This window comes from Pseudomonas nabeulensis (assembly GCF_004682045.1).
GTDB lineage: Bacteria > Pseudomonadota > Gammaproteobacteria > Pseudomonadales > Pseudomonadaceae > Aquipseudomonas > Aquipseudomonas nabeulensis.
Map to the genome: position 1 here is coordinate 1 of NZ_QUZT01000036.1, position 22623 is coordinate 22623.

General features: G+C 60.9%; 19 protein-coding genes. 7 read left to right on the plus strand and 12 right to left on the minus strand.

The features are described 5' to 3' along the window. Positions 1-89: 89 nt before the first annotated feature. Positions 90-1409, minus strand: coding sequence for a Na+/H+ antiporter family protein (locus DYL61_RS18645; RefSeq protein WP_167497981.1), 1320 nt, complete (start codon positions 1407-1409; stop codon positions 90-92). Between the two features lie 227 nt (positions 1410-1636). On the opposite strand from DYL61_RS18645, the gene DYL61_RS32075 reads away from it, so the two are divergent. Continuing rightward, the gene (locus DYL61_RS32075; RefSeq protein ID WP_135309529.1) at positions 1637-3784 is read left to right on the plus strand and encodes a methyl-accepting chemotaxis protein; all 2148 of its coding nucleotides are present in this window, start codon (positions 1637-1639) and stop codon (positions 3782-3784) included. A 140-nt stretch (positions 3785-3924) separates the two neighbouring features. Here DYL61_RS32075 and DYL61_RS18655 read toward each other — a convergent pair whose 3' ends face one another. The 3 genes from DYL61_RS18655 to DYL61_RS18665 are packed head-to-tail and all read right to left on the minus strand — an operon-like array spanning position 3925 to position 6226. Further along, on the minus strand, positions 3925-5238 hold the full coding sequence (locus DYL61_RS18655) for an ATP-binding protein (RefSeq protein ID WP_135309530.1): 1314 nt from the start codon (positions 5236-5238) through the stop codon (positions 3925-3927). Then, the gene (locus tag DYL61_RS18660) at positions 5235-5903 is read right to left on the minus strand and encodes a response regulator transcription factor (RefSeq protein WP_105698277.1); all 669 of its coding nucleotides are present in this window, start codon (positions 5901-5903) and stop codon (positions 5235-5237) included. Before DYL61_RS18660 ends, DYL61_RS18655 begins: the two co-directional genes overlap by 4 nt. Further along, positions 5903-6226, minus strand: a complete 324-nt coding sequence (locus tag DYL61_RS18665; protein ID WP_135309531.1) for a PepSY domain-containing protein — start codon at positions 6224-6226, stop codon at positions 5903-5905. The genes DYL61_RS18660 and DYL61_RS18665 overlap by 1 nt, the downstream gene beginning before the upstream one ends. Before the next feature lie 150 nt (positions 6227-6376). Between DYL61_RS18665 and DYL61_RS18670 the strand changes: the two genes are divergently transcribed. From DYL61_RS18670 to codA, 5 genes are all read left to right on the plus strand, one after another. Continuing rightward, a complete protein-coding gene (locus DYL61_RS18670; protein ID WP_135309532.1) occupies positions 6377-7456 on the plus strand; it encodes a patatin-like phospholipase domain-containing protein in 1080 nt (359 codons plus the stop codon). 178 nt (positions 7457-7634) lie between these two features. Then, positions 7635-7991: a 6-carboxytetrahydropterin synthase QueD gene (queD, locus tag DYL61_RS18675; RefSeq protein ID WP_003190259.1), complete on the plus strand. Its 357-nt coding sequence runs from the start codon at positions 7635-7637 to the stop codon at positions 7989-7991. A gap of 21 nt (positions 7992-8012) precedes the next feature. Next, positions 8013-8636: an NUDIX hydrolase gene (locus DYL61_RS18680; RefSeq protein ID WP_135309533.1), complete on the plus strand. Its 624-nt coding sequence runs from the start codon at positions 8013-8015 to the stop codon at positions 8634-8636. Positions 8637-8775: 139 nt separating this feature from the next. After that, positions 8776-10044: a cytosine permease gene (codB, locus tag DYL61_RS18685; protein ID WP_135309534.1), complete on the plus strand. Its 1269-nt coding sequence runs from the start codon at positions 8776-8778 to the stop codon at positions 10042-10044. Positions 10045-10083: 39 nt separating this feature from the next. Continuing rightward, complete coding sequence (gene codA / locus DYL61_RS18690) at positions 10084-11319, plus strand: cytosine deaminase (protein WP_135309535.1); 1236 nt, start codon at positions 10084-10086, stop codon at positions 11317-11319. Here the strand turns inward: codA and DYL61_RS18695 are convergent. The 5 genes from DYL61_RS18695 to DYL61_RS18715 all read right to left on the minus strand — a co-directional run bounded on the left by DYL61_RS18695 (position 11316) and on the right by DYL61_RS18715 (position 18375). Then, positions 11316-13466 carry a lipase family protein gene (locus DYL61_RS18695; protein WP_135309536.1) on the minus strand — a complete coding sequence of 717 codons (2151 nt, stop codon included), beginning with the start codon at positions 13464-13466 and terminating at the stop codon, positions 11316-11318. The two genes, codA and DYL61_RS18695, sit on opposite strands and share 4 nt — an antisense overlap. A gap of 14 nt (positions 13467-13480) precedes the next feature. After that, positions 13481-14251: a hypothetical protein gene (locus tag DYL61_RS18700; protein WP_135309537.1), complete on the minus strand. Its 771-nt coding sequence runs from the start codon at positions 14249-14251 to the stop codon at positions 13481-13483. Next, positions 14244-15080, minus strand: coding sequence for a DUF4123 domain-containing protein (locus tag DYL61_RS18705; RefSeq protein WP_135309538.1), 837 nt, complete (start codon positions 15078-15080; stop codon positions 14244-14246). Before DYL61_RS18705 ends, DYL61_RS18700 begins: the two co-directional genes overlap by 8 nt. Beyond that, a complete protein-coding gene (locus DYL61_RS18710) occupies positions 15080-17086 on the minus strand; it encodes a type VI secretion system Vgr family protein (RefSeq protein ID WP_135309539.1) in 2007 nt (668 codons plus the stop codon). Before DYL61_RS18710 ends, DYL61_RS18705 begins: the two co-directional genes overlap by 1 nt. A gap of 302 nt (positions 17087-17388) precedes the next feature. Further along, positions 17389-18375, minus strand: a complete 987-nt coding sequence (locus DYL61_RS18715; protein WP_135309540.1) for a diaminopimelate epimerase — start codon at positions 18373-18375, stop codon at positions 17389-17391. Positions 18376-18723: 348 nt separating this feature from the next. On the opposite strand from DYL61_RS18715, the gene DYL61_RS18720 reads away from it, so the two are divergent. Then, complete coding sequence (locus DYL61_RS18720; RefSeq protein WP_135309541.1) at positions 18724-19875, plus strand: MFS transporter; 1152 nt, start codon at positions 18724-18726, stop codon at positions 19873-19875. A gap of 25 nt (positions 19876-19900) precedes the next feature. Here the strand turns inward: DYL61_RS18720 and DYL61_RS18725 are convergent, their stop codons facing one another. From DYL61_RS18725 to DYL61_RS18735, 3 genes are all read right to left on the minus strand, one after another. Continuing rightward, positions 19901-20398, minus strand: a complete 498-nt coding sequence (locus tag DYL61_RS18725; protein ID WP_238704583.1) for a type III secretion effector protein — start codon at positions 20396-20398, stop codon at positions 19901-19903. Positions 20399-20964: 566 nt separating this feature from the next. Beyond that, on the minus strand, positions 20965-21261 hold the full coding sequence (locus tag DYL61_RS18730; protein WP_135309543.1) for a hypothetical protein: 297 nt from the start codon (positions 21259-21261) through the stop codon (positions 20965-20967). Between the two features lie 76 nt (positions 21262-21337). After that, complete coding sequence (locus DYL61_RS18735) at positions 21338-22447, minus strand: hypothetical protein (RefSeq protein ID WP_135309544.1); 1110 nt, start codon at positions 22445-22447, stop codon at positions 21338-21340. Between the last annotated feature and the right edge of the window lie 176 nt (positions 22448-22623).

A 22623-nucleotide genomic window follows, 5' to 3' on the forward strand; every position in this document is an offset into this window, starting at 1 on the left:
GCGGTGTGCCTGATGAAGTTGAAACGTCTGACACACCGCCGCGCAGGGCAAGCCCGCTCACTACAAGGACCGATGGGCCGCGTGGGGCGTCAGAGCGTCATCGCCGCCAGCCAGCCAAACGCCAGCAGTGGGATGTTGTAGTGCAGGAACGTCGGCACCACGGTATCCCAGATATGGTGGTGCTGACCGTCGATGTTCAGGCCGGAGGTGGGGCCAAGGGTGGAGTCCGAAGCCGGCGAACCGGCATCGCCCAGCGCGCCAGCAGTGCCGACGATGCACACGATCGCCACCGGGCTGAACCCCAGTTGCACACACAGCGGCACGAAAATCGCGGCGAGGATCGGCACGGTGGAGAACGACGAGCCGATGCCCATGGTCACCAACAGCCCCACCAACAACATCAACAATGCCCCCACTCCCCGGCTATGGCCGATGAACGCCGCCGAGGTTTCCACCAGCGAGCGCACGTCACCCGTGGCCTTGAGCACTTCGGCAAAACCCGACGAGGCGATCATGATGAAGCCGATCATGGCCATCATCTTCATGCCTTCGGTGAACAGGTCGTCGGTGTCGCTCCAGCGCACGATGCCCGAGACCGAGAAGATCAGGAACCCCGCCAAAGCGCCGATGATCATCGAGTCCAGCCACAACTGGATGATGAACGCCGAGGCAATCGCCAGGCCCGCCACCAGCAGGGTCAGCGGGTTGTACTGCACCGCCACTTGTTCGACCCGCTCGATTTTCTCCAGGTCGTACACACGTTTTTTGCGGTAGCTGACAAACACTGCCACCAGCAGGCCGACCACCATGCCCAGGGCCGGCAGGCTCATGGCGTGGGTGACGTTGACCTGGCTGATGTCGACGCCGCTCTTGGCCACATTCGCCAACAGGATCTGGTTGAGGAAGATATTGCCGAAGCCCACCGGCAGGAACATGTACGGGGTGATCAGGCCGAAGGTCATTACGCAGGCGATCAGGCGGCGGTCCAGTTGCAGCTTGGTCAACACGTACAACAGTGGCGGCACCAGCAACGGAATAAACGCGATATGAATCGGCAGGATGTTTTGCGAGGCAATCGCCACCACCCACAACAGGCCGATCAGCAGCCATTTGACGTGGCTGCCGCCGGTGGCTTCCTGGCGGTCCACCAGCATCAGCGCCTTGTCGGCCAGGGCATGGGCCAGGCCGGATTTGGCAATTGCCACGGCGAAAGCGCCGAGCAAGGCGTAGGACAAGGCCACGGTCGCGCCGCCACCCAAGCCACCGTTGAAGGCTTTGAGCGTGGCGTCGATCCCCAGGCCACCGGTAAGGCCGCCCACCAGGGCGCCGACGATGATGGCGATGACCACATGCACGCGGGACAAACTGAGCACCAGCATGGTGCCGACCGCGGCAATGACTGCGTTAATCATGGTTACCTCAAGCAGAAACATAAAAAACAGGCATGCCCGCGCCCCGACGGCCATGGGTGGCGGTCGGCGTGCGGGCTTGAAGGAGGTCTTATTAGAGGGCGCGCACTTTGCCGGACGCAGGTTCCCATGTCAAAACTGCGGTGTTGGGAGCTTGCTGAATAAAGAATCGGAAAACCCGGCCGATAACCTGACTCTCTGTGTTTTCAGGTTAAGGATGCTCCTCGATGTCCCTCAGACAGCTGTCCATTCAATGGAAAATCACCCTGCTCGCCGGCCTTTGCCTGCTGGGGATCGTGACCTTGCTGGTAGGTCTGTCGCTGTATCGCATGGAGCAGAGTTCGCAGCAGGTCAAGGCCTCCAGCATGCAGATGCTCGACGAAGCGGCCCAGTCGCGCATCGAGGCTCAAGGTGAAGTGCAAGCGCTGGGCATCCGTCGTCAGTTCATGGACGCCTATCAGTACGGCCATGGCTTTTCGCGTCAGGTGCTGTTCTTGCGCGAGCAGGCCGAAAAGCGCTTCCTCGACGCCTTCGACACCCGCGAAGACTTGACCCGCCAGGTCAAGGCCGCCTTGCAGGCCAACCCGGACTTGCTGGGCTTGTCCCTGGTGTTCGAAGCCAATGCGCTGGACGGCAAGGATGAGCTGTTCGCCGGCCAGGCGGAGCTGGGCAGCAATGACAAGGGCCGCTTCGCCCTTTACTGGTCGCAACCGACGCCTGGCAAACTGGAGTCGATGGCGCTGCCGGAAAGCGACATGTCCGACACGCGCATCGGCCCCAGCGGCGAAAAGGCCAACGCCTGGTTCACCTGCCCGCGCAGCACCCTCAAGCCCTGTGTGATCGAGCCGTACTTCTACACAATCAATGGGCAAAACGTGCTGATGACCAGCATCGTGTTCCCGCTGATGGTCAACGGCAAAGTCATCGCGTCGCTGTCGGTGGACATCAACCTCAACAGCTTGCAGGCGGTAAGCCAACAGGCCAGCCACAAGCTGTATGACGGCCAGACCCAGGTCAGCATCCTCAGCCCAACCGGTGTGCTGGCCGGCTACAGCGCGGATGCGAGCAAACTGAGCCAACGCCTGGATCAGGTCGATACCGCCAACGGCGCGCAATTGATCAGCGCCCTGGCCGGCAGTACGCAGATTCGCAGCCTGCGCACCGACCATCAACTCAAGGTCCTGGCGCCGTTCGCGCCGATCCCGGACGGCAAGCCGTGGGGCGTGTTGCTGGATGTGCCGGAAAAAGTCCTGGTAGCCCCCGCCGAAGCGCTGAAAGCCCAGTTGGACGCCGACAATGCCAGGGGCACCCTGCTGGAACTGAGCCTTGGCCTGTTGGCAGCCGTGGTCGGCTTGATCCTGGTGTGGCTGATGGCACGCAGCGTGACCCGGCCGATCCTCGGCGTGGCGCATATGCTGGAAGACATCGCCAGCGGCGAAGGCGACCTGACCCGCCGCCTGGCCTACGCCAAGCAGGACGAACTGGGCCAACTGGCCGGCTGGTTCAACCGCTTCCTCGACAAATTGCAGCCGATCATCGCCGAAGTGAAGCGTTCGGTGCAGGACGCCCGTGGCACCGCCGACCAATCCGCCGCGATTGCCACTGAAACCAGCGCCGGCATGGAACAGCAGTACCGCCAGGTCGATCAGGTAGCCACCGCCTCCCACGAAATGAGCGCCACCGCCCAGGACGTGGCCCGCAGCGCCGCCCAGGCCGCCCAAGCCGCCCGCGATGCCGACCAGGCCACCCGCGACGGCTTGACCGTGATCGACCGCACCACCAACAACATCGGCCAACTGGCGGCGGATATGAGCACCGCCATGACTCAGGTCGAAGGCCTGGCCACCAACAGCGAACAAATCGGTTCAGTGCTGGAAGTGATCCGCGGCATTGCCGAACAAACCAACCTGCTGGCGCTCAACGCGGCGATTGAAGCCGCCCGCGCCGGTGAGGCCGGCCGTGGGTTTGCCGTGGTTGCCGACGAAGTGCGCAACCTGGCACGGCGGACCCAGGAATCGGTGGAAGAAACCCGCCTGGTCATCGAGCACTTGCAGAGCGGCACCGAGGACGTAGTAGGCGCCATGGGCAACAGCTATCGCCAGGCCCAGGGCAGCGTCGAACAGGTGGGCGAAGCGGTGACGGCCCTGCGCCAGATCGGCGCGGCAGTGACGGTGATCAGCGACATGAACCTGCAAATCGCCAGCGCCGCCGAAGAACAAAGCGCAGTGGCCGAGGAGATCAACAACAATGTGGCGACGATTCGGGATGTGACCGAATCGCTGTCGGAACAGGCCAATGAGTCGGCGCGGGTGAGCCAGGCGTTGAACAGCCTGGCGAATCAGCAGCAGGGGTTGATGGATCAGTTCAGGGTCTAGAGCCTGATAGAAATCCAATGTGGGAGGGGCGGTGCGACGATTCGACTTGCCCCCGATGAGGGAGTGTCAGTTAACAAATTTGTAGCTGACACACTGCCATCGGGGGCAAGCCCCCTCCCACATTTGGAATTGCATTAATGTTAGGGCTTGGGTAGTTCAATTAGCACTTTGAGGCCACCCAACTCACTCTCCTGCAACTGCAACACCCCGCCCCACACCTCGACGATATCCCGCACGATGCCCAACCCCAGGCCATGCCCGTCAATCTGTTCATCCAGGCGCGCACCTCGGCTGAACACCTGGTCACGCTGGGTTTCGGGGATACCAGGGCCGTCGTCCTCCACCGCCAGCAGGTAGCGGTGAGCGGTCTCACTGATGCTCAGACGCACATCCGCATCCGCCCATTTGCAGGCGTTGTCCAGCAGGTTGCCCAGCAGTTCCAGCAAGTCTTCACGGTCCCAGGGCAGTTGCAGCCCAAGGGGCACTTGATAACTCAGGTCCAGGTGGTCGCCGTGGATCATGTTCAATGTCGCCAACAGGCCAGGCAGTTCTTTTTCGCAGTCAAACAACGCACCCGGCAGGGTTTCACCGGCCAGGCGCGCGCGGTTGAGTTCGCGGTTGAGGCGTTGCTGCACCTGCTCCAGTTGCTCGCGCAACAACTTGCTCAGTTCGGGATGATCCTTGAGGGTTTCACTGGAGGCCGCGCTCAGCAGCACCGCCAACGGGGTCTTGAGGGCGTGGCCCAGGTTGCCCAGGGCATTGCGCGAGCGCTTGAGGCTGTCTTCGGTGTGGGCCAGCAGGTGGTTGATCTGCGCCACCAGCGGCTCCAGTTCCAGGGGCACCTGGGTATCGAGTTGGGAGCGCTGCCCCTGTTGCAACTGGGCGATTTGTTCGCGAGCGGTTTCCAGCGGACGCAGGGCGCGTCGCACGGTGACCCGTTGCAGGATCAGCACCAGCATCAGCGCCGCCAGCCCCAGCACCAGACCAATCTGACGCATCAAGCGAAAGCTTTCCCGCACCGGGGTGTAGTCCTGGGCCACGCTGATGGAAATCGATTGGCCAAAGCGTTTGTAGTCCGAGCGCAGCATCAACAGCTGCTGGCCCTCCGGCCCCAGTTGCAGGTTGCCCTTGAGCCCGGCCTCGGGCAGGCGCGGCAGTTCCTGGTCCCACAGCGAGCGGGAACGCCAGTGGGTATCGGCAAAATCGATGCGGAAATAATGCCCGGAGAACGGCCGCTGATAGGCCGGCGACAGCCGTTGTTCATCCAGTTGCACGCCATTGGGACCGCGTGCCAACGCCACCAGCAGATTCTCCGCATCGTTGCGCAGCCCCGCCTCCAAGTAGCGCTGCAAACCGGCTTCGAACAACCACAGGCTGGTTTGCGCCAATACCAGGCCAACGATCAGCATCACACTGATCAGCCCCAGGCTCAGACGCCGCTGAATCGACCTCATGCCGGGCTGGCACCAAAGCGATAACCCTGGCCGCGCCGGGTTTCGATCACGCTGCGGCCCAATTTGCGGCGCAGGTGGTTGACGTGGACTTCCAGCACATTGGAATCGCGCTCGGTCTCGCCGTCATACAAATGCTCGGCCAAATGGCTTTTCGAGAGGATCTGCTCGGGGTGCAGCATGAAGTAGCGCAGCAGGCGAAATTCCGCAGCGGTCAGTTGGATTTCCTCGCCATCGCGCAGCACGCACTGACGGCCCTCATCCAAATGCAGACCGGCGGCTTGCAGCGTGGGCTGGTTGGCGTGGCCGTGGGCGCGGCGCAACAGTGCCTGGATGCGCAGGTGCAGTTCTTCGGGGTGGAAGGGTTTGCTCAGGTAATCGTCGGCCCCGGCCTTGAGCCCTTCGATGCGCTCGGCCCAGGAATCGCGGGCGGTGAGCACCAGCACCGGGGTGGTCAACGCGGCGGCACGCCACTGCGCCAGCACCTCAAGCCCCGGCATGCCAGGCAGGCCGAGGTCGAGGATGATCAGGTCATAGGGCTCGCTGCGGCCCTGATACGCGGCGTCGCGGCCATCGGCCAGCCAATCGACGGCGTAGCCCTGGCGCTGCAGGCCGGCCAGCAATTCATCGGCCAGCGGAACATTGTCCTCAACCAAAAGCAGGCGCATCAGTCGTCTTCCTTGTCTTTGAGCAGCTCGCCGGTGCTGGCATCGAGTTCGATCTCGCGCACCACGCCTTCGGCGGTCAATAGTTCGATTTCATAGATATAGCGCACTGGACGGTCTTTATGTTCTTCAAGCTCGGCGTCCAGCAGCTTGGACCCCGGATAACGCGCAAACGCCGGGCCCAGCAAGTGTTCCAGTGGCGCGATAACGCCCTGCTGGCGCAGGCGCAAGGCTTCGTCCTGGCCAAGGTCATGGGCCGCCAGGCTTGAGCTGGTCAGCAGCAACACCAGCGCCACCTGGCCGCCCGTGCGTCGATTTACCTTCATTACGAATCCTGTTGTCGCTTGAGGGCGTCACGTTACCCCTCACAACTTAACTGAAACTGAATTGCCACCATGGCAATTTCCCACAGCCCACTACAACCAACATCGTGCGAGACTTCCTATACTGCGCTGCTTGCTTCAAAAGAGACCGGTATGACAGCCATCCACATCAAATTCCCCGCCCTGACCTTAAAGGCTGGCAAGCGTGCCTTCACACGCATTCGTGAGCAAGGCCTTACCCCTGCCGACGTCGGTATCCTACCCGGTGCGGCCGGCGGTCCCAAGGCGCTGGGTATCCAGGGCCTGGACCTGGCGCTGTTCGGCGATTGGTTGCCGCGCGCACCTCGGGAGCGCGCGCTGATCGGCGCGTCCATCGGTTCCTGGCGGTTTGCCAGCGCCTGCCTGCCCGACCCGGTGCAAGGCCTGCTCGACCTTGGCCGCCTGTACAACGAACAGCGTTTTGCCAAGGGCGTGACCATGGCCGAGGTCAGCCAGAGCTGCCAGCGCATGCTCGACGACCTGTTGGCCGGTCGCGATGCGCGGGTGCTGGACAATCGCGACTATCGACTGAACATCATGGTGGTCAAGAGTCACGGCCTGCTTGCCGATGACCACCGTGGCCGGCTCGGGCTGGGCCTGTCATCGGTCATCGCCGACAACCTGCGGGGCCGTGCGCGACTGTCTCGCCACTTTGAGCGGCTGATCATCCACGACCCGCGCCAGGCACCGCCGGTGCATCCTTTGCAGGATTTTCCTTCGCGGTTCCTCACCCTGGAACTGGACAACCTGCGCCAGGCATTGCTGGCGTCGGGCTCGATTCCCATGGTGATGCAAGGCGTGCGTGACCTGCCCGGCGCCGGTGCCGGCACCTACCGCGACGGCGGCCTGCTGGACTACCACCTGGACCTGCCTTACCACGGCGACGATATCGTGCTGTACCCGCACTTTACCGACCGGGTTATCCCCGGCTGGTTCGATAAAGGCCTGCCGTGGCGACGCAGCAACCCGCAAGGCTTGCAGGATGTGTTGCTGCTGGCGCCATCCAAGGACTACCTGGCCCGCCTGCCCCACGGCAAACTGCCGGACCGCAGCGACTTCAAGCGCTTCATGGGCGATGATTCCAGTCGCAACAAATACTGGCAAACCGCGATGAGCGAAAGCCAGCGACTGGGGGATGAGTTCCTGCAATTGGCCGATAACGGTGGGCTGGGCGAGCGCTTGTTGGCTCTTTAATGTAGGAGCGAGCTTGCTCGCGAAAATCGCTAACGATGACGCGGGCATCCTGAATTGAACGTGGCGCTCTCAAGTTTTTCGCGAGCAAGCTCGCTCCTACAGAGGGGCGGTATGCGCGGCGGCGGGCCAAGCTGTTAAACTCGCCGCCTGCCAGATACCTCACCGAGCTGAAAATACTGTGGAAATCTTCAAAGAATTTACATTCGAATCCGCCCACCGCCTGCCCCACGTACCGGAAGGCCACAAATGCGGGCGCCTGCACGGGCATTCGTTCAAGGTGGCGATCCACCTGAGCGGCGACCTCGATCCCCATACCGGCTGGATTCGCGACTTCTCGGAGATCAAGGCGATTTTCAAGCCGTTGTATGAACGCCTCGACCACAACTACCTCAATGACATTCCCGGCCTGGAAAACCCGACCAGCGAAGTGCTGGCCAAGTGGATCTGGAATGAGCTGAAACCGTTGTTGCCGGAACTCAGTGCGATTCGTATCCATGAGACGTGCACCAGCGGTTGTATCTATCGCGGAGAATAATCCGGTGGGAGTGCGCCCCTGATGGAAAACACTTGGCTGGCCCAAGCCAAGCGCCTGCAAGCGTTGGCCTCCACGGGGCTGCATTTCTGCACCGATGATTTCGAGCGTGAGCGCCTGGAAGAAATCGCCGAGATCGCCCACAGCATGTTGGCGCAGTTGGGCAACGTGCCGTTGGAACGCATCACCGGGCTGGTCACTGACTTTGCCCAGCGTTATTCGACACCGATGATCGACGTACGCGGTGCGGTGATCGAGGGTGACCGGATCCTGCTGGTCCGCGAATTGACCGATGGTTGCTGGGCGTTGCCAGGGGGCTACGCCGATATCGGTTTGTCCGCCGCAGAGAACATCATCAAGGAAATCCGCGAGGAAGCTGGGCTGACGGTGACCGCACGGGCGCTGTACAGCGTGACGCACAAGGCCAAGGGCTTGTATCGGCCGGATGTACGGGATTTCTACAAGCTGTATTTCCTGTGTGATCCGGTGGATCGGTCGGCCCCCATGGCCGGGTTCGAAACCACAGAGGTCGGCTTTTTCCACCTGAATGCGCTGCCGCCGCTGTCCCGTGGGCGCACCATCGAAAGCGATCTGGAAGCCGCCTTTGCCTTCCATCGCGGCGAGACCACCCACACGCTGTTCGACTGATCCAATTTGTATCACCGCTGCACCGCTATCGTGCCCGAGGGAACACGGCTGGCCTGCTGCACAGCCTCTCCCCCTGCCGCCTCCCGTGTTGGCACGCCCAGTGCAACAACCTCCCGTCACGACTCAGGGAGCAAGGCACATGACACAGCACGAACCGGGCAACGATTACCCCCTCAGCGAAGTCCCCCTGCATGCACGCAAGGGCCTGGCGTCCACCGCCATGGTGCTGCTGGGCTTTACGTTTTTTACCGCGACCATGTTTGCTGGCGGCAAGCTGGGAGTGGCGTTCAGCTTTACCGACATGCTGGGCGTGGTGGCCCTGGGTAACCTGCTGTTGGGTATCTATGCAGCAGGCCTGGGTTATATCGCGTTCAAGAGCGGATTGAATTCGGTGCTGATGGGTCGCTTCTGCTTTGGCGAGGTGGGCAGCAAGCTTAGCGACCTGATCCTTGGTTTCACCCAGATCGGCTGGTATGCCTGGGGCACCGCCACGGCCGCCGTGGTGCTCGGCAAGTATTTCGAGTTGAGCCAAGGCAGTGTGTTGGCGCTGATGGTGGTGTTTGGCCTGGTGTTCTGCGCCACCGCCTACATTGGTTATCGCGGCCTGGAGATCCTGTCCTACATTGCCGTGCCGGCCATGGGCATCCTGCTGTTTCTGTCGATGTGGGTAGCCACGGTAAAAGTCGGCGGGATGGATGGATTGCTGGCGGTGGTACCTACGGGTGAGTTGGACTTGTCTACGGCGATTACCCTGGTGTTCGGCACCTTTGTCAGCGGCGCGACCCAGGCCACCAACTGGACGCGGTTTTCCCGCTCGGCCAAGGTGGCGGTACTGGCCAGCCTGATCGGTTTTTTTATCGGTAATGGCCTGATGGTGCTGATCGGTGCTTATGGCGCCATCGTCTACCAACAGCCAGATGTGGTGGAAGTGTTGCTGCTGCAAGGCTTTGCCATGGCAGCAATGGCCATGTTGCTGCTCAATATCTGGAGCACCCAGGACAACACCATCTACAACTTTGCCGTGGCCGGCTGCAACTTGTTGCGCACCAAACGCCGCAAGACCGTGACCCTGGTCGGCGCCGTCATCGGCACCCTACTGGCGCTGCTCGGCATGTACGACATGCTGGTGCCCTACCTGATTTTGCTGGGCACCGTGATCCCGCCGATTGGCGGCGTCATCATGGCGGACTTCTTCTACCGCTATCGCGGCCACTACCCGCGCCTGGCGGATGCGCGTCTGCCGGCCTTCAATTGGCCGGGGCTGGTGGCGTATGCCGTCGGCACCGTGCTGGCATTTCACTCGCCGTGGGTGGCGCCTTTGGTGGGGATTGCTGCGGCGTCTTTGACCTACATCGTCCTAACCGCTGTACTACGGGTAAAAACGCCATTGGCCAATGCCGAGGCATAATGACCGCCTGACCGCTTTTTGCCCTAGAGGAACTTGCCCATGCACATCATCAACGCCCGCCTGCGCAACCGTGACGGCCTGCATGATCTGCACCTGGAACACGGCCGGATCGCCAGCATCACAGCACAGACTGCGGCCCCCGTATTGATGGAGGGTGACCTGGACGCCGCCGGCAACCTGGTGATTCCGCCCTTCGTCGAACCCCATATCCACCTCGACGCCACCCTCACCGCCGGCGAACCGCGCTGGAACATGAGCGGCACATTGTTCGAAGGCATCGAGTGCTGGGGCGAACGCAAGGCCACCATCACCCAGGAAGACACCAAGGCCCGCGCCAAAAAAACCATCCAGGCCCTCGCCGCCCATGGCATCCAGCATGTGCGCACCCACGTTGACGTTACCGACCCGGACCTCACCGCGCTCAAGGCCATGCTGGAGGTGCGCGCGGAAAGCACCCACCTGATCGACCTGCAAATCGTCGCGTTCCCCCAGGAGGGTATCGAGTCGTACCGCAATGGCCGTGCATTGATGGAAGAAGCCATCCGCCTGGGCGCCGACGTGATCGGCGGCATTCCTCACTTCGAATACACCCGCGACCAAGGCGTGAGTTCGGTGAAGTTCCTGATGGACCTGGCCGAGCGCACGGGTTGTCTGGTAGACGTGCATTGTGACGAGACCGACGACCCGCACTCACGCTTCCTCGAAGTACTCGCCGAAGAGGCCCGCAGCCGCGACATGGGCGCGCGCGTCACCGCCAGCCACACCACGGCCATGGGCTCCTACGACAATGCCTACTGCGCCAAACTGTTTCGCTTGCTGGGGCACTCGGGCATCAGTTTTGTCTCCTGCCCTACCGAGAGCATCCACCTGCAAGGCCGCTTCGACACCTTCCCGAAACGCCGTGGCGTCACCCGCGTCAACGAACTGCTGGAGGCCGGCATGAACGTGTGCTTCGGCCAGGACTCCATCGTCGACCCCTGGTATCCCTTGGGGAACGGCAACATCCTGCGGGTGCTGGAAGCCGGTTTGCACATCTGCCATATGCTCGGCTACCGCAACCTGCAAAGCGCCCTCGACCTGGTTACCGACAACAGCGCCAAGGCCATGGCCTTGGGCGAGCGTTATGGCCTGGAACCCGGACGCCCGGCCAACCTGCTGATCCTGTCGGCAGACAGCGATTACGAGGTCATCCGCAGCCAGGGCCTGCCCCTGTATTCGATCCGCAACGGCAAGGTGTTGATGAAGCGTCAGCCGGCGCAGGTGGAGTTCATCTAGACGATTGAATCGATATCCAGCGTCAGCGCCCTCCCCCGTTCGCTATAGGTGGACGGGGGAATACTGGCGACCTGGGACACCTCGCGGTTTTCACGGTGGCTGAACCAGCGTTTGAGGCTCGGTTGCAAATGACTGGATTGAGCTTGACTGCCATAGACGTCTCGGGCTTCCAGACGACGCCAGCGCAAGGTTTCGAGACGCTCGCGACTGGTATGTAAACGATCGATCTCTGCGTTCAAAGGTTCGTGGTGCTCATAACCACGGTCGTTGGCCGGGGAACGCCGGGCCAGCTCCAGGCGTTTGTCCCTTAGTTGCTGGCGCATGCTGGCCAGTGCGTGGTCCAGTAACTCATATTCCCTGGCCGTCACCAGCGGACCATCAGACTCCAACGTTTGCTGCCAGCGACGCAGGGTTGCCCAGGCTGCCGGGATGTAGCTGGCGGTCATGAAGTGCTGGTTGGCCTGGAACAGCTGCCTCAGCAGATTGTCGCGGTCGGGCATGTCGCCGTGGAGTTGCAGCGCACGGTTGCACCCGGCTTCCAGGATCGACTCACAGCCGGGCTTCCACAAGATTGAAGAATGGGTGCCATCCGGGAGCATGATCGGCATGAAGTGTTGTTGTTCGCCGTGGTGTTGGTAGGGATTGCCACCAACCCGCACCAGGCCAGCGGCGAACAGCAAGCCGCCGGGGGCTGGAGCGCTAAAAAGCGTGACGGCACCGGGCACCCAGAGTTTGGCGGTGGTGTTCATCCAAGATGCCGGCACGCTGGGGACCGGGTCGTTGTGCTTGACGATGCGGTGGTGGACCAGGGTTGAGGCCCCGGCGGTGAATTCAGCGTCGGCGGCGCGGGGGGCGCCGTAGGTGTAGAGGAGGACGTTGTAAGAGGTTTTGGGAATTCGACGAATGCCTTCAGCCAGTAATAAGGCGATTGCTCCCCCCAGGCTATGGCCGCAGATGACGATACGTTGGCCGATGTAAAACTGGTCGAGGTAACGCAGTACGAACTCTCGCATAGCCTGGTAAGCCTGATAAAACCCTTCGTGCGCCTTGCCAACACCTTCGACGAACGCCACCTGATGAGCGTTCCCATCCCGCAGCCCATCAGCCGGGCTGGCAGTGCCGCGCACGGCAATCAGGATGACTTCGTCGTGATGAGTGATAAAAGCCTGGGTGTCCGTACCAAACTCGGCATCATCGAAAAAGTGCAGCGACGCGGGATGCTCTTGCGCCGTTTCCAACTCCGGTTGGTTTTGCGGATACAGCTGAGGGTCAAACGGCAGAATCTCAAAGCGCTGGGAATATGGGACCTCTTCATACAACGGATAGAACCGTTGCGCTTGCTCCGCATCCACCCGCCAGGCTTCCTGATAGCCCGAAAGCTTTTCCGCAAAGAGATGGCCGACGCTGGGATCGAACGGGAAGCGAACGTCGTGTTCAGGTTTTTTAGGGGGCTCCTGGCCAAAATCGCAGTAGCTCAGGGTGGACATCAGCGCCAATTGATAGAGGTTCAAGGCACAGAAGTTATCGTCGGTGGAGAGCATCGGGCGAAGGGCTCGCAGTGGCCGGACCTCTAGCACGGTGTGGTGGTTGGGAAACAGGACCACCCCCGCCAACGCTGGCTGAGACGGGCCGAATCCCAGGTCCGCCATCATTTTTAGCGCGTGTCGCTGAGGTTGATGGGCTCGCTGTGCCACCGGCGGCAAATGCGCGGTATGGCGCACCAAATCCCGGACTTCAACCTGATAGAACCGTTGGGCGCTCTGTTTAGCCGGATTATCTTCAACCCGCCGGCCATCTGCTTCTGCAAATCGACTCTGTTCCGCGCGAACTTGCAGTTCGGTGATCGGAAGCCTGTAGGTTTTACGCGTCGCCAACTGGCTGTACGGCTTCTCGACGCCTGAATACAGGTCGTCAAACACAAGCACTACCGGGCCGCAGTAAATAGCGTCAAGCCTGGCAAATCCATCTTTGGTCAATCTACCTGCGTACCGCTGCCCTGCGCTGTCATGGACGGTATACGGCAACCCGCCGTATGCCGCTCCGCTGCCGCACTCATCGACCAGGCCAAAACTCACCCAATGCCCGCGTAATGCGCAGGCGGGTTGACTGTCACTGAAAAACGGTTGCTTCCGTGCATCCAGCTTCATGAACTTGCTCCCTGTTATTGACACGATGGATAGACATCGCAGAGTCGCCCATCCGGCATTGTTATAGGCTTAAAGTCGGTGGTATTGCCGCGACAGAAAGCGTCCATGTCTTCAAGACTCTTGCCCTTGCAGCGCTTCCACCCCCCAGGAACGGGCACCCAGTTGTCGTCAAAATAAGGCTGTTCCTCATCACTCAGTGCAAGCACCATCCTGAGCTTTTTCCCTGCCAACTGGTCCCGCTGCGCGACACCTCCCGCCAACCTTGGCTCCCCATAGGCGTCCAATGAGCGACACTGCAAGATCTTCCGGATTGCGTGGTAGGGACCCAACGTTCGGAACAACCACCGACACGTCCCGAAGACCGCTTGAACCCCCGGCTCGGGCACAGTGGATACAACATCCCAGCGATCCCGAATACCGATAACGGCATGATCTCCACCCACATCTGCATAACGCACGCCCCATTTCGCACGAAGATCAAAACCCACACTGCGCAAGACCGTAGGGCAGCCTTCAATGACTTCCGCAAGCGGTAGATCCAGGCTCACGCGTTCCGCCACAGGCTTGTACTGCGTGACAAAAATCTTGCGCTCCGGTCGCTTGCCTCGACGTTGCGGCAGGCTGCAGTTTTCCCCGGTGGCGGGGAGATAATGGGCGCTCGCGATAAAGCGAAATTCCGGCGGCAGATCCACCTCCAGCGTGACTTTGTCCACCGGTTTTCCCACGCAGCCTGAAAGCACCACCACTCCCAGCACAAGCAACACACCCCACCTTCGCCTACTCATGGGCTTGCCCCATCGAACGCCACTGTTTCACCACGCGCTCAAAGTGATCCGCTGATGTTTCCCCCGCCACCGGCTGCCATCGGATAACACTGCCTCGCGTCGCCTCTTCCAACCTGCGCACCACCAGGAATTCCAACTGCTCCGAGCCACGCCATTGCCAGGCGCGGGCCTGCTCCAAGACCTGGGTCAGCCACACCCTTGGGTCCTGGAACTCCACCAGCGCGGCCAGGCTTTCGCTGTGTTCGGTCAACAAATAGCGCAGGATATTGGCGTGCAGGATGGCTGCTGCATGTGGGTTGGGTGTGTTCAACCAGGGGGCCGGATCGGGCACCGGATACTCGTCGGGGATCGGGTTGTCGCTTTGACGCCAGCCCCCGTCATGCCAGTAGCACACGCTGATCAAGGGGCCGAGGTATGAGGGCCAATGCGCCAACTCAAGATGACCCAATGCACGAGCCAGCGTGCGGTTATCGTGAAAGCGGTACAACGCCGGATTACCCTCGGGCCCTACCAGCAATCGGTCGCGCCAGTGCCGGGTTACACTCGTCAGGTCGGCGCTCGGCAAGCTACCCAGCCAGCCCCAGTTCGTATCGGGGGTTTGTAACAGGTTCAGCAGTGCAGGCTCGTTCGCCTGCTCCAGCAACAGGATGACCGGCCCCGCATTCGCCATATCCGACACCACGGTCTCGGCGTAGAGGTTGCGATACTGGGACAGGCTGCGCACTTCAAGCAGAGACTGACGCGCATCATGGTTGCCCTCCAGGACCAGGCACAACCAACGCCCGGCTTGCTGTTGCTGGGTTATCCATCGGCAAGGAAGTGTGTCCATCAAGCGGCCCTCCCGTCGACTTCGCACCAGCCTTCGCGACAGCGCTCGCACACGGGACAGAAGTCCGCGTCCAGTTGCCTGGCCAAGCCCATGACGGCAGCTTGCACTGCCGAGACTTTCGGGGCTGCGGCGACAGCCAGCGGGGCCACAGACGGCGCGCCGCCCAACGTGATCGGCCGGCTGCTGAAGATCCCGCCCGCCTGGATGACCAAATGCTCTCCACCCGCCTTGAGACTCAGTTGCGCGCCAGCATCAATCACAAGGCAGGCACCGGATTTAAGATGAAGCTCTTGTCCTGCCTCGACCATCAGGGTCTGTCCCACATGGGTCAGGCTATCACCCCGTACATTGAGGCGATCGTTCGCCTTGAGCATCACACTGCGGTCGCCGGTGACCTGATGATGCTCTTCGCTTTCCAGGCAAACCGTGCTGGCTCCCCGAACGATTTCCCGGCGCTCTCCCGCAATTTCCAGGTGGCTATCACGACCAATCTGTTGCTCCAGATCTCGTTGCGCATGCAGGTAGATCAGCTCCTCGCCACGCCTGTCCTCCAGATGCAATTCGTTGCCACCACTCCCACCCGGGGTGCTGCGGCTACGCAATACGCTGCGAGTCTTGTGTTGGGGCAGCGGGTAGGCGGGCCTGTGCAAGGCATTCGGCAGGCAGCCGTTGATCAGCGGCTGGTCCGGGTCGCCCTCAAGGAAGGTGACCAGCACTTCCATGCCCACTCGCGGGATCATCACGGCGCCAAAACCGTCACCGGCCCACCCGGATGCCACCCGCACCCAACAGCTGCTTCTGTCATCGTCCTTATCCAGGCGGTCCCAGTGAAAACGCACCTTCACCCGTCCATATTCATCACAGTGCACGTCCTCGCCAATCGGCCCGGTGACGGTCGCAGTCTGACTGCCGTTGAGGGTCGGCTTGGGGTGTTTGAGGGGCGGCCTGTACGTTGTATGTAAGGGAATGGCCGTAAAGCGATTGCGATAGCCCTGGAACGGGTGGGTGTCCACGACGGCCTCTTCCAGTACCTGCGGTTGATAGCCCTCGTGACGCACCGAGGTGATCAGCCACAGATCGTTGCAGGCCGGGTCGGGGTGATCGCGCAGGGGGAAAAAACAGCCACTGCGCAGCGCGGGTTGATCGCTCTTGCCCAGCGCCCGAAAACGATTACTGAGATGGCGCTCCAGCCCACGACGCGCCAGGCGCATGCCGCGCGTACGGTGGGTAAAACCTGCGGGGTAGCGATAGTCTTCCAGGGGGAGCGTCGAGGTAGAACCGGCGGTGACTTGCAGGCGCAGTGCCGGGTGTTCGAAGTCATGGTCCCGACGCGCGGTTTTCTGGCTGCGGGTCGCCAGTCGTACGTCGAAACGCTGGATAACCTGCGCCTCGGCGCAGGGCCCGCCAGCTGCGCAATAACGTTGCACCGCCAAGCGGCGAAACACTGTCTGGTCATCTCCAAACACCAGGAGGTGGCCGTCCACGCTATGGCGGAAGTGGTAATGAATGCCCTCCTCCTCACACAGCCGTTGGATGAAATGCAGGTCACTTTCCCCGTACTGCACACAGTAAGTGCGCGGCGGATACACCACGGGGCCCAATTCAAATACGTAGGCATCGGCCAGGATGCCGTGCTGTTCGAGGACCTGCGCAATGATCTGTGGCACGCTGCGTTGCTGGAAAATGCGCTGGTCGCACCGGTGGGCAAGGTTGGCAAGGCGCGGTGCCAGGGTCAGGTGATAGCGAGTGAGCCGCCGCCCTGGGTCATCCCGCGCGATGGCATAGACCTGGCCGTGCAAGCCTTCATGCGCCTCGCCGAAATCCAGATAGGCGGGTCGATGGAGCAAGGCCTCCAGGTCCAGGCCTGGGTCTTCGCTAACCCATTGCACCTGAATGAAATACGGCTGATCAAGGGCCTCGCTGCCTTTAAACGCCAGCACTTCAAAGTGGGCATTCATTCCGCAAACAATCAACTTGAAACGTGACGAAACATACGCGCTATCCATCCGCTGTTACCCGCCCTCTATTAACTCGCTGGAAAACTTTCTCCCGAAAAACATCGAACTAGTTGCCGAGAAGAAAGCGCCTGAACGATCTGAAGCTTAGCGATTTCGGGCAAAAATCGGGCACCAGAAAATAAAAAGGAAGTTTCGCACAACGGATATGGAAGTATCTTTTACAAAATAAAACCCAGGACTAAGTAGCCAGTTCTTAATTAGAAGAAGTGCCCCACATGAACTTTACGTATCCATAACCTATTAAAAGAGAAACAGCTGACACTCATTTAGGAACTCAGCTGTTTAACCGTTTACGCTTGCAGCCGCGCCGCCCCGAACAGGCTGACGCTCAACAGTGTATCGGCGCTGGCAAGCAGGCGAACTGGCGCAGTGCCACCCGGCATGACCACCGCGACTTCACCAGCCTCAACCCAGCCCGCACGCCACGCTGCGCAGGCCACCGCACTGGCACTGGTTCCGGAAGACGCCGTAGGCCCCTCGCCGCGCTCAAACACGCGCGCACTGACACGATTAGCGGATAGCCGCACGGCCCACTGCAAATTGACCCCGGCCCGACAGGGATGACCGGCGCCCGCCGGTGGCGCAAAGGCAATTGCCTGTAATGACGCAAACAGCGTCGACTGCTGCATCTGCGAGTTGTCGGGCAACGCCGACGCGTGCTCGACCAGCGTCACACAATGGGGATTGCCCACCCGCACAAACTGGCTGTGCGTCCACTGTGGGTTGATCGCGACCAGTTCACCGACATGGCTGAGTTCCGTTTCCGCCAAAAATACCGATTCAACCCCCTGCGCCCCCACCGCAGCAGGCCCGAACCCGGGCTTGCCCAATGCCAGCCAAAAACCCGCAACCTGCTCGTACACGGCGGGTTCCACCTGGGTGGCCACGGGGGACAACGCATCGGATTTGTCGTGATGCACCCGCAGTTCGCAGGCGCCGCTCATCAAGCCTTGATCGGTAAGCGCCTGGGCAAAGATGGTCAAGCCGTTACCACTACGCTCGGCCAGGGAGCCGTCGGTATTGACGATCAGCAGGTCAAACGGCGGCTCAGCCTGGAACGGCCCCACCAGCAGGCCATCGCAACGGTGAGCCTTGGCCTCGGCCGGGAGTGGTCCTGGGCCCCAACTGCATTCGGAAGCGATGGCCGAGGATGTCCATGACTCCCGTTCCTCGGCAGCCAGTGCTGCACTGCGGGGAACCGCAACGCCTTGGCGGCGCAGTGCATCGGGGCTGACCACCCCGTAGACATTTCCTCGCGCATCGTAGAACACGGTCATGGCGCCGCCTGCCAAAGAGTCTTCATCATTTGATCTGTCCGTTTACCTACACAGTTAGCGGTCAGCGTATTACAGAACAGGCCCAGTGTGGGAGGCGGACTGGAAGGTGGTAATCCACCGTAAAAACCCGGGGTTCACCAGCTTCCACAGGGATTACGCACCTTCCAGACCGCCTCCTACAGACCAGCAAACCTTACGTGGCATTCAACGCCAATCCGGTTCCAGCTTTGTAAAAATAAAATTCATGCCTGGCAAAATCCCCGGGGAACCCATCTCGCACGCCGTGGCCTGATGTGCAACGATGTCGCGCCGGACATCGTTCTTCGAACGCAAAACCAAGGATTTTCCATGACTGCCATCCCCACCCCAGCACCCGTGGTTCCCGGGCGGCTGGAGCAAATGTCGACCCGTATCGCGTTCTTTATCGCCGGTTTTGGCATCGCCGCCTGGGCGCCACTGGTGCCGTATGCCAAAGCACGCGCCGGCCTGAGTGAAGGCACCCTGGGCTTGTTGCTGTTGTGCCTCGGGGTCGGCTCGATCATCGCCATGCCTGCCGCCGGTGCATTGGCGTCGCGTTTTGGCTGCCGACGCGTACTGAGCGCCGGGACAATCATGATCTGCCTGGCCTTGCCGATGCTGGCCACCGTCAGCTCGATCCCCTGGTTGATGGCCGGCTTGTTTCTGTTTGGCGCAGGCCTCGGCACCGTGGACTCCACCGTCAATTTGCAAGCCGTGATTGTCGAACGGGCCAGCGGCAAAACCATGATGTCGGGCTTTCACGGCTTGTTCAGCCTGGGAGGGATTGTCGGCGCGGCGGGTGTATCGGGATTGTTGGGCTTGGGGCTGTCACCGCTGCAGGCCACCCTGGTGGTGATCGTCATAACCCTGGCGGCGCTGTTCAAGGCGGCACCGCACCTGCTGCCATATGGCAGTGAAAGCTCAGGACCGGCCTTTGCAGTGCCCCATGGCGTGGTGCTGTTCATTGGCTGCCTGTGTTTCATCGTGTTCCTGGCCGAGGGGGCGGTGCTCGACTGGAGTGCGGTGTTTCTCAGCGCCGAGCGGGGCCTGGATGAAGCGTATGCCGGCCTGGGTTATGCAGCCTTTGCCCTGACCATGACCGCTGGACGCCTGACCGGTGATGCCATTGTGCGGCGCCTGGGTGCCACCCGCGTGATCGTGATCGGCGGCGCGTTGGCAACGGCGGGGATGCTACTCGCCACACTGCTGCCGGCCTGGGAAACCGCGTTGCTGGGCTATGCCCTGGTGGGTGCGGGTTGTTCGAATATCGTGCCGGTGTTGTATACCGCCGTCGGCAAGCAAAAGGTCATGCCCGAACATATCGCGGTGCCGGCCATCACCACCCTGGGTTACGCCGGCATCCTCGCCGGCCCGGCCATGATCGGCTTTATTGCCCATGGCAGCAGCCTGAACACCGCCTTTGTGCTGATCGCGTTGTTGCTCGCCAGCGTGGCCATCAGTGGCAAGATCCTCAAGGTATAAAAGCCTTTTGCGCAAAGCCGGGGAGCTACCTGGCTTTGTATTGGTTGTACTGCTCAAGCCAGCGCTCGAGACTTTTATTGCTGAGCCATCCTTCATGCCTGGGCCGGCCAAACAGGCGCATGTTGTTGACGCGCTCCAACGAGCGCAGGAGCCCTGGGCGCTCAATGATGTTCTTGGCCGTGTATACACAGTGTTCGCTGTACTTTTTGCTGGGTAGCCCCGTCGCAGGCTCCAAGTTTGGCAGCCCTTGGCCATCCAGATCATCGGGATCATTCATCACCGCTTTGAGCCGTGCGATTTCCACATATTCCAGCGCCTCGAAGAATCGGGTCCGATCCTTGGAGGTGTCCTTCAACTGCTTGAAATAACCTTGCAGGGCCATAACCACTTTGGCGTTGCACTGGCCATGAAAAGGATCCTGACTGAAGGTATTCGGGGAACTGTTGCCTCGCAACGCCAAGGCTGCCGCCTTAAGGCTGTCGCGGGTAATGAACCCCTCGAAATCAATAATGGTGTCGTTCAAGAGCGGGCGTTTGAGAATCTCCCTGACCACCAGGATTATGCGGTCCCGCACGTTAGTCTCCTGCCAGTTCTTGCGCCGCGATCCTGTGCAAGGACGACTGCGTCAAGCGCCCCGCCTTGAAAAAAGCATGCAGTTCACCAAAATTTTTATCCAGCTCGCCTGCCAACTGGCTATCCGTAGAGTGTTGCCCAGGTGGGGTGGTGTTCACGCGGGTAGGCGGTGTGCCCTGTAACGTTTGATAGCGAACCGAAGACGAGGCCTCGCGCGGCCGAACATCCCAGGCAATACGCTGGTCATCGCAAGGTACGTGGCCCCGTGGCGTTGGCGGCGCCGAACGCTCCTCTCTTACACCGCCAGCCATGGGTAGGCCGAGTGGTGTTACGCCCTTAATTGTCATACTTCATCTCCAGCCATTTCCGTATACACGCTCATCTGGCGGCCAGGGATTCATGACCATAAACATCCAGTGAAGCGCGCCACCGATATGTGGCGGGGCAAACGCAATAGTTCCCGGCCACGCGCGCAGAGCAATGACAACATGTAAACACTCGCATCGCGAAGCCCGGTCAGTCCGCCCTGGGCGACTGGCCGTCAAGCGCCGAACTGCTGCACAGGCCTCTCAACCCGAGGATGACCGACACCAGCGCACCACGAATCGGCGACAACGGTTTCGTCTCAGCGCCCCGATCCTGCCCGGATACCACCATGCCTCGCGCAAAATCATCGGCGACCGGTGCCTGGAACCTGTGCAAGCCGACAAAATCCTTCATCCGCTGTACGTCCTTCTCGCAAGCTGTCTCTGGCATCTCTCCATGGATTCGCGCGCTGGCAGGCTCGCGAACATTCAACGAAGTCATTGGCATAAGACCTCCTGGGAAACCGCCACGAATACAGCGTGGCGACCTCCCGACTAATAGATCACTCTGGGTGGTGACGCCATCACCTGCTCATCGATTCCAACGTGCTCTTCTTGATCCAACCATCCGCGCCCCCCCAGTTGTCGCCGGCATCCATCTGATCTTTCACCTCGGAACGCTTGAGCACCTCCTGTGCAATCCAGGCGAGCCGGCCATGTACCGGGTCGTCAGTCGGCCACTGCGCCAAGCCGCGCAATTTGTCGATGCTGATGTAGTCCGGGTACCTGGGGTCTCTCAGTGCGTCGAAATGATCAAGCATTTCACTGGCCAGTTGCTTGTCGTCCTTATATTTCAAAGGACTTTGGCTGTTGAGGGTCATCTGGATCTTTCGCCTATCGATCAAGCCGTCCAGCGCCCCCGTAGTACTGTGCCGATCCATTGCGTTGACCAGATCTGGCCGCCTCATCAACTCCCTGGCCAGGAGAATATTACGGTCCTGGGCGGCATCACCGGTCAATGCCTTGCCGGCCATATCCGAGATGGTTTGCGTGGTGACGAACCAGGGTTGCTTCGGATCTTTGAAGGCATCGAAGTTGTCCAGCAGCATTTTTGCCAGGTCATCGTTGCTGCGGGTCGAATACCAGGGGTCAGGTTTCCCGTAGCACGGATCGGGTTTGCAAGGTGTTGGTCGCTCCGGTGGCTTGCCATAGCACGGGTCCGGCTTGCAGGGCGTTGGCCGCTCCGGCGGTTTGCTGTCGCACGGGTCTGGCTTACACGGCGTTGGCCGCTCCGGCGGTTTGCCATAGCAAGGATCGGGTTTGGGTGGCTTCCCGGGGCAGGGTTTGGGCGGCTTCGGCGGCTTGGTGTTGCAGGGCGGCGGCGGGCACGGATCCGGTTTTGGCGGGCGCTGTCCGCCGCACCAGCCCTTCACGCTTTGCTTGAATTGAGTGAACAACCCTGGCGATTGGGTGTTGCCCTGCAACGCATCGCTGTGGGTACGTTCTTTGGTGATCGCCGCCTGATCCGTTAACACTTTGCCAGGTTTGCTGTCACCCGGACTGAAGCTGACTCGACCAGCCTTTTGCCCGTCGGCAGTCGGGGAGGCAGCCTCCTTGGCCTTGGGTTGCGCTTTTGGCGGCGGCGTGTGCGGGGGTGGGTTGGAAACAGGTCTATCGAGGGCGGATACCGACATTTGAATCTCCAGTCCGGCTGTATCACAGGGTTCACCTTTCATCCCAAGCCTTTGCAAGCGCATGAATGCAGGCAACCTCTGTGTGGCGGCCGCGTCTGATTCAGTTCCTGCAAGCCGCGTCAAACCGCCGCCCCTGGGTAGGAGACTGGATCATCAGGCAAAAAAAATCGCAGCGT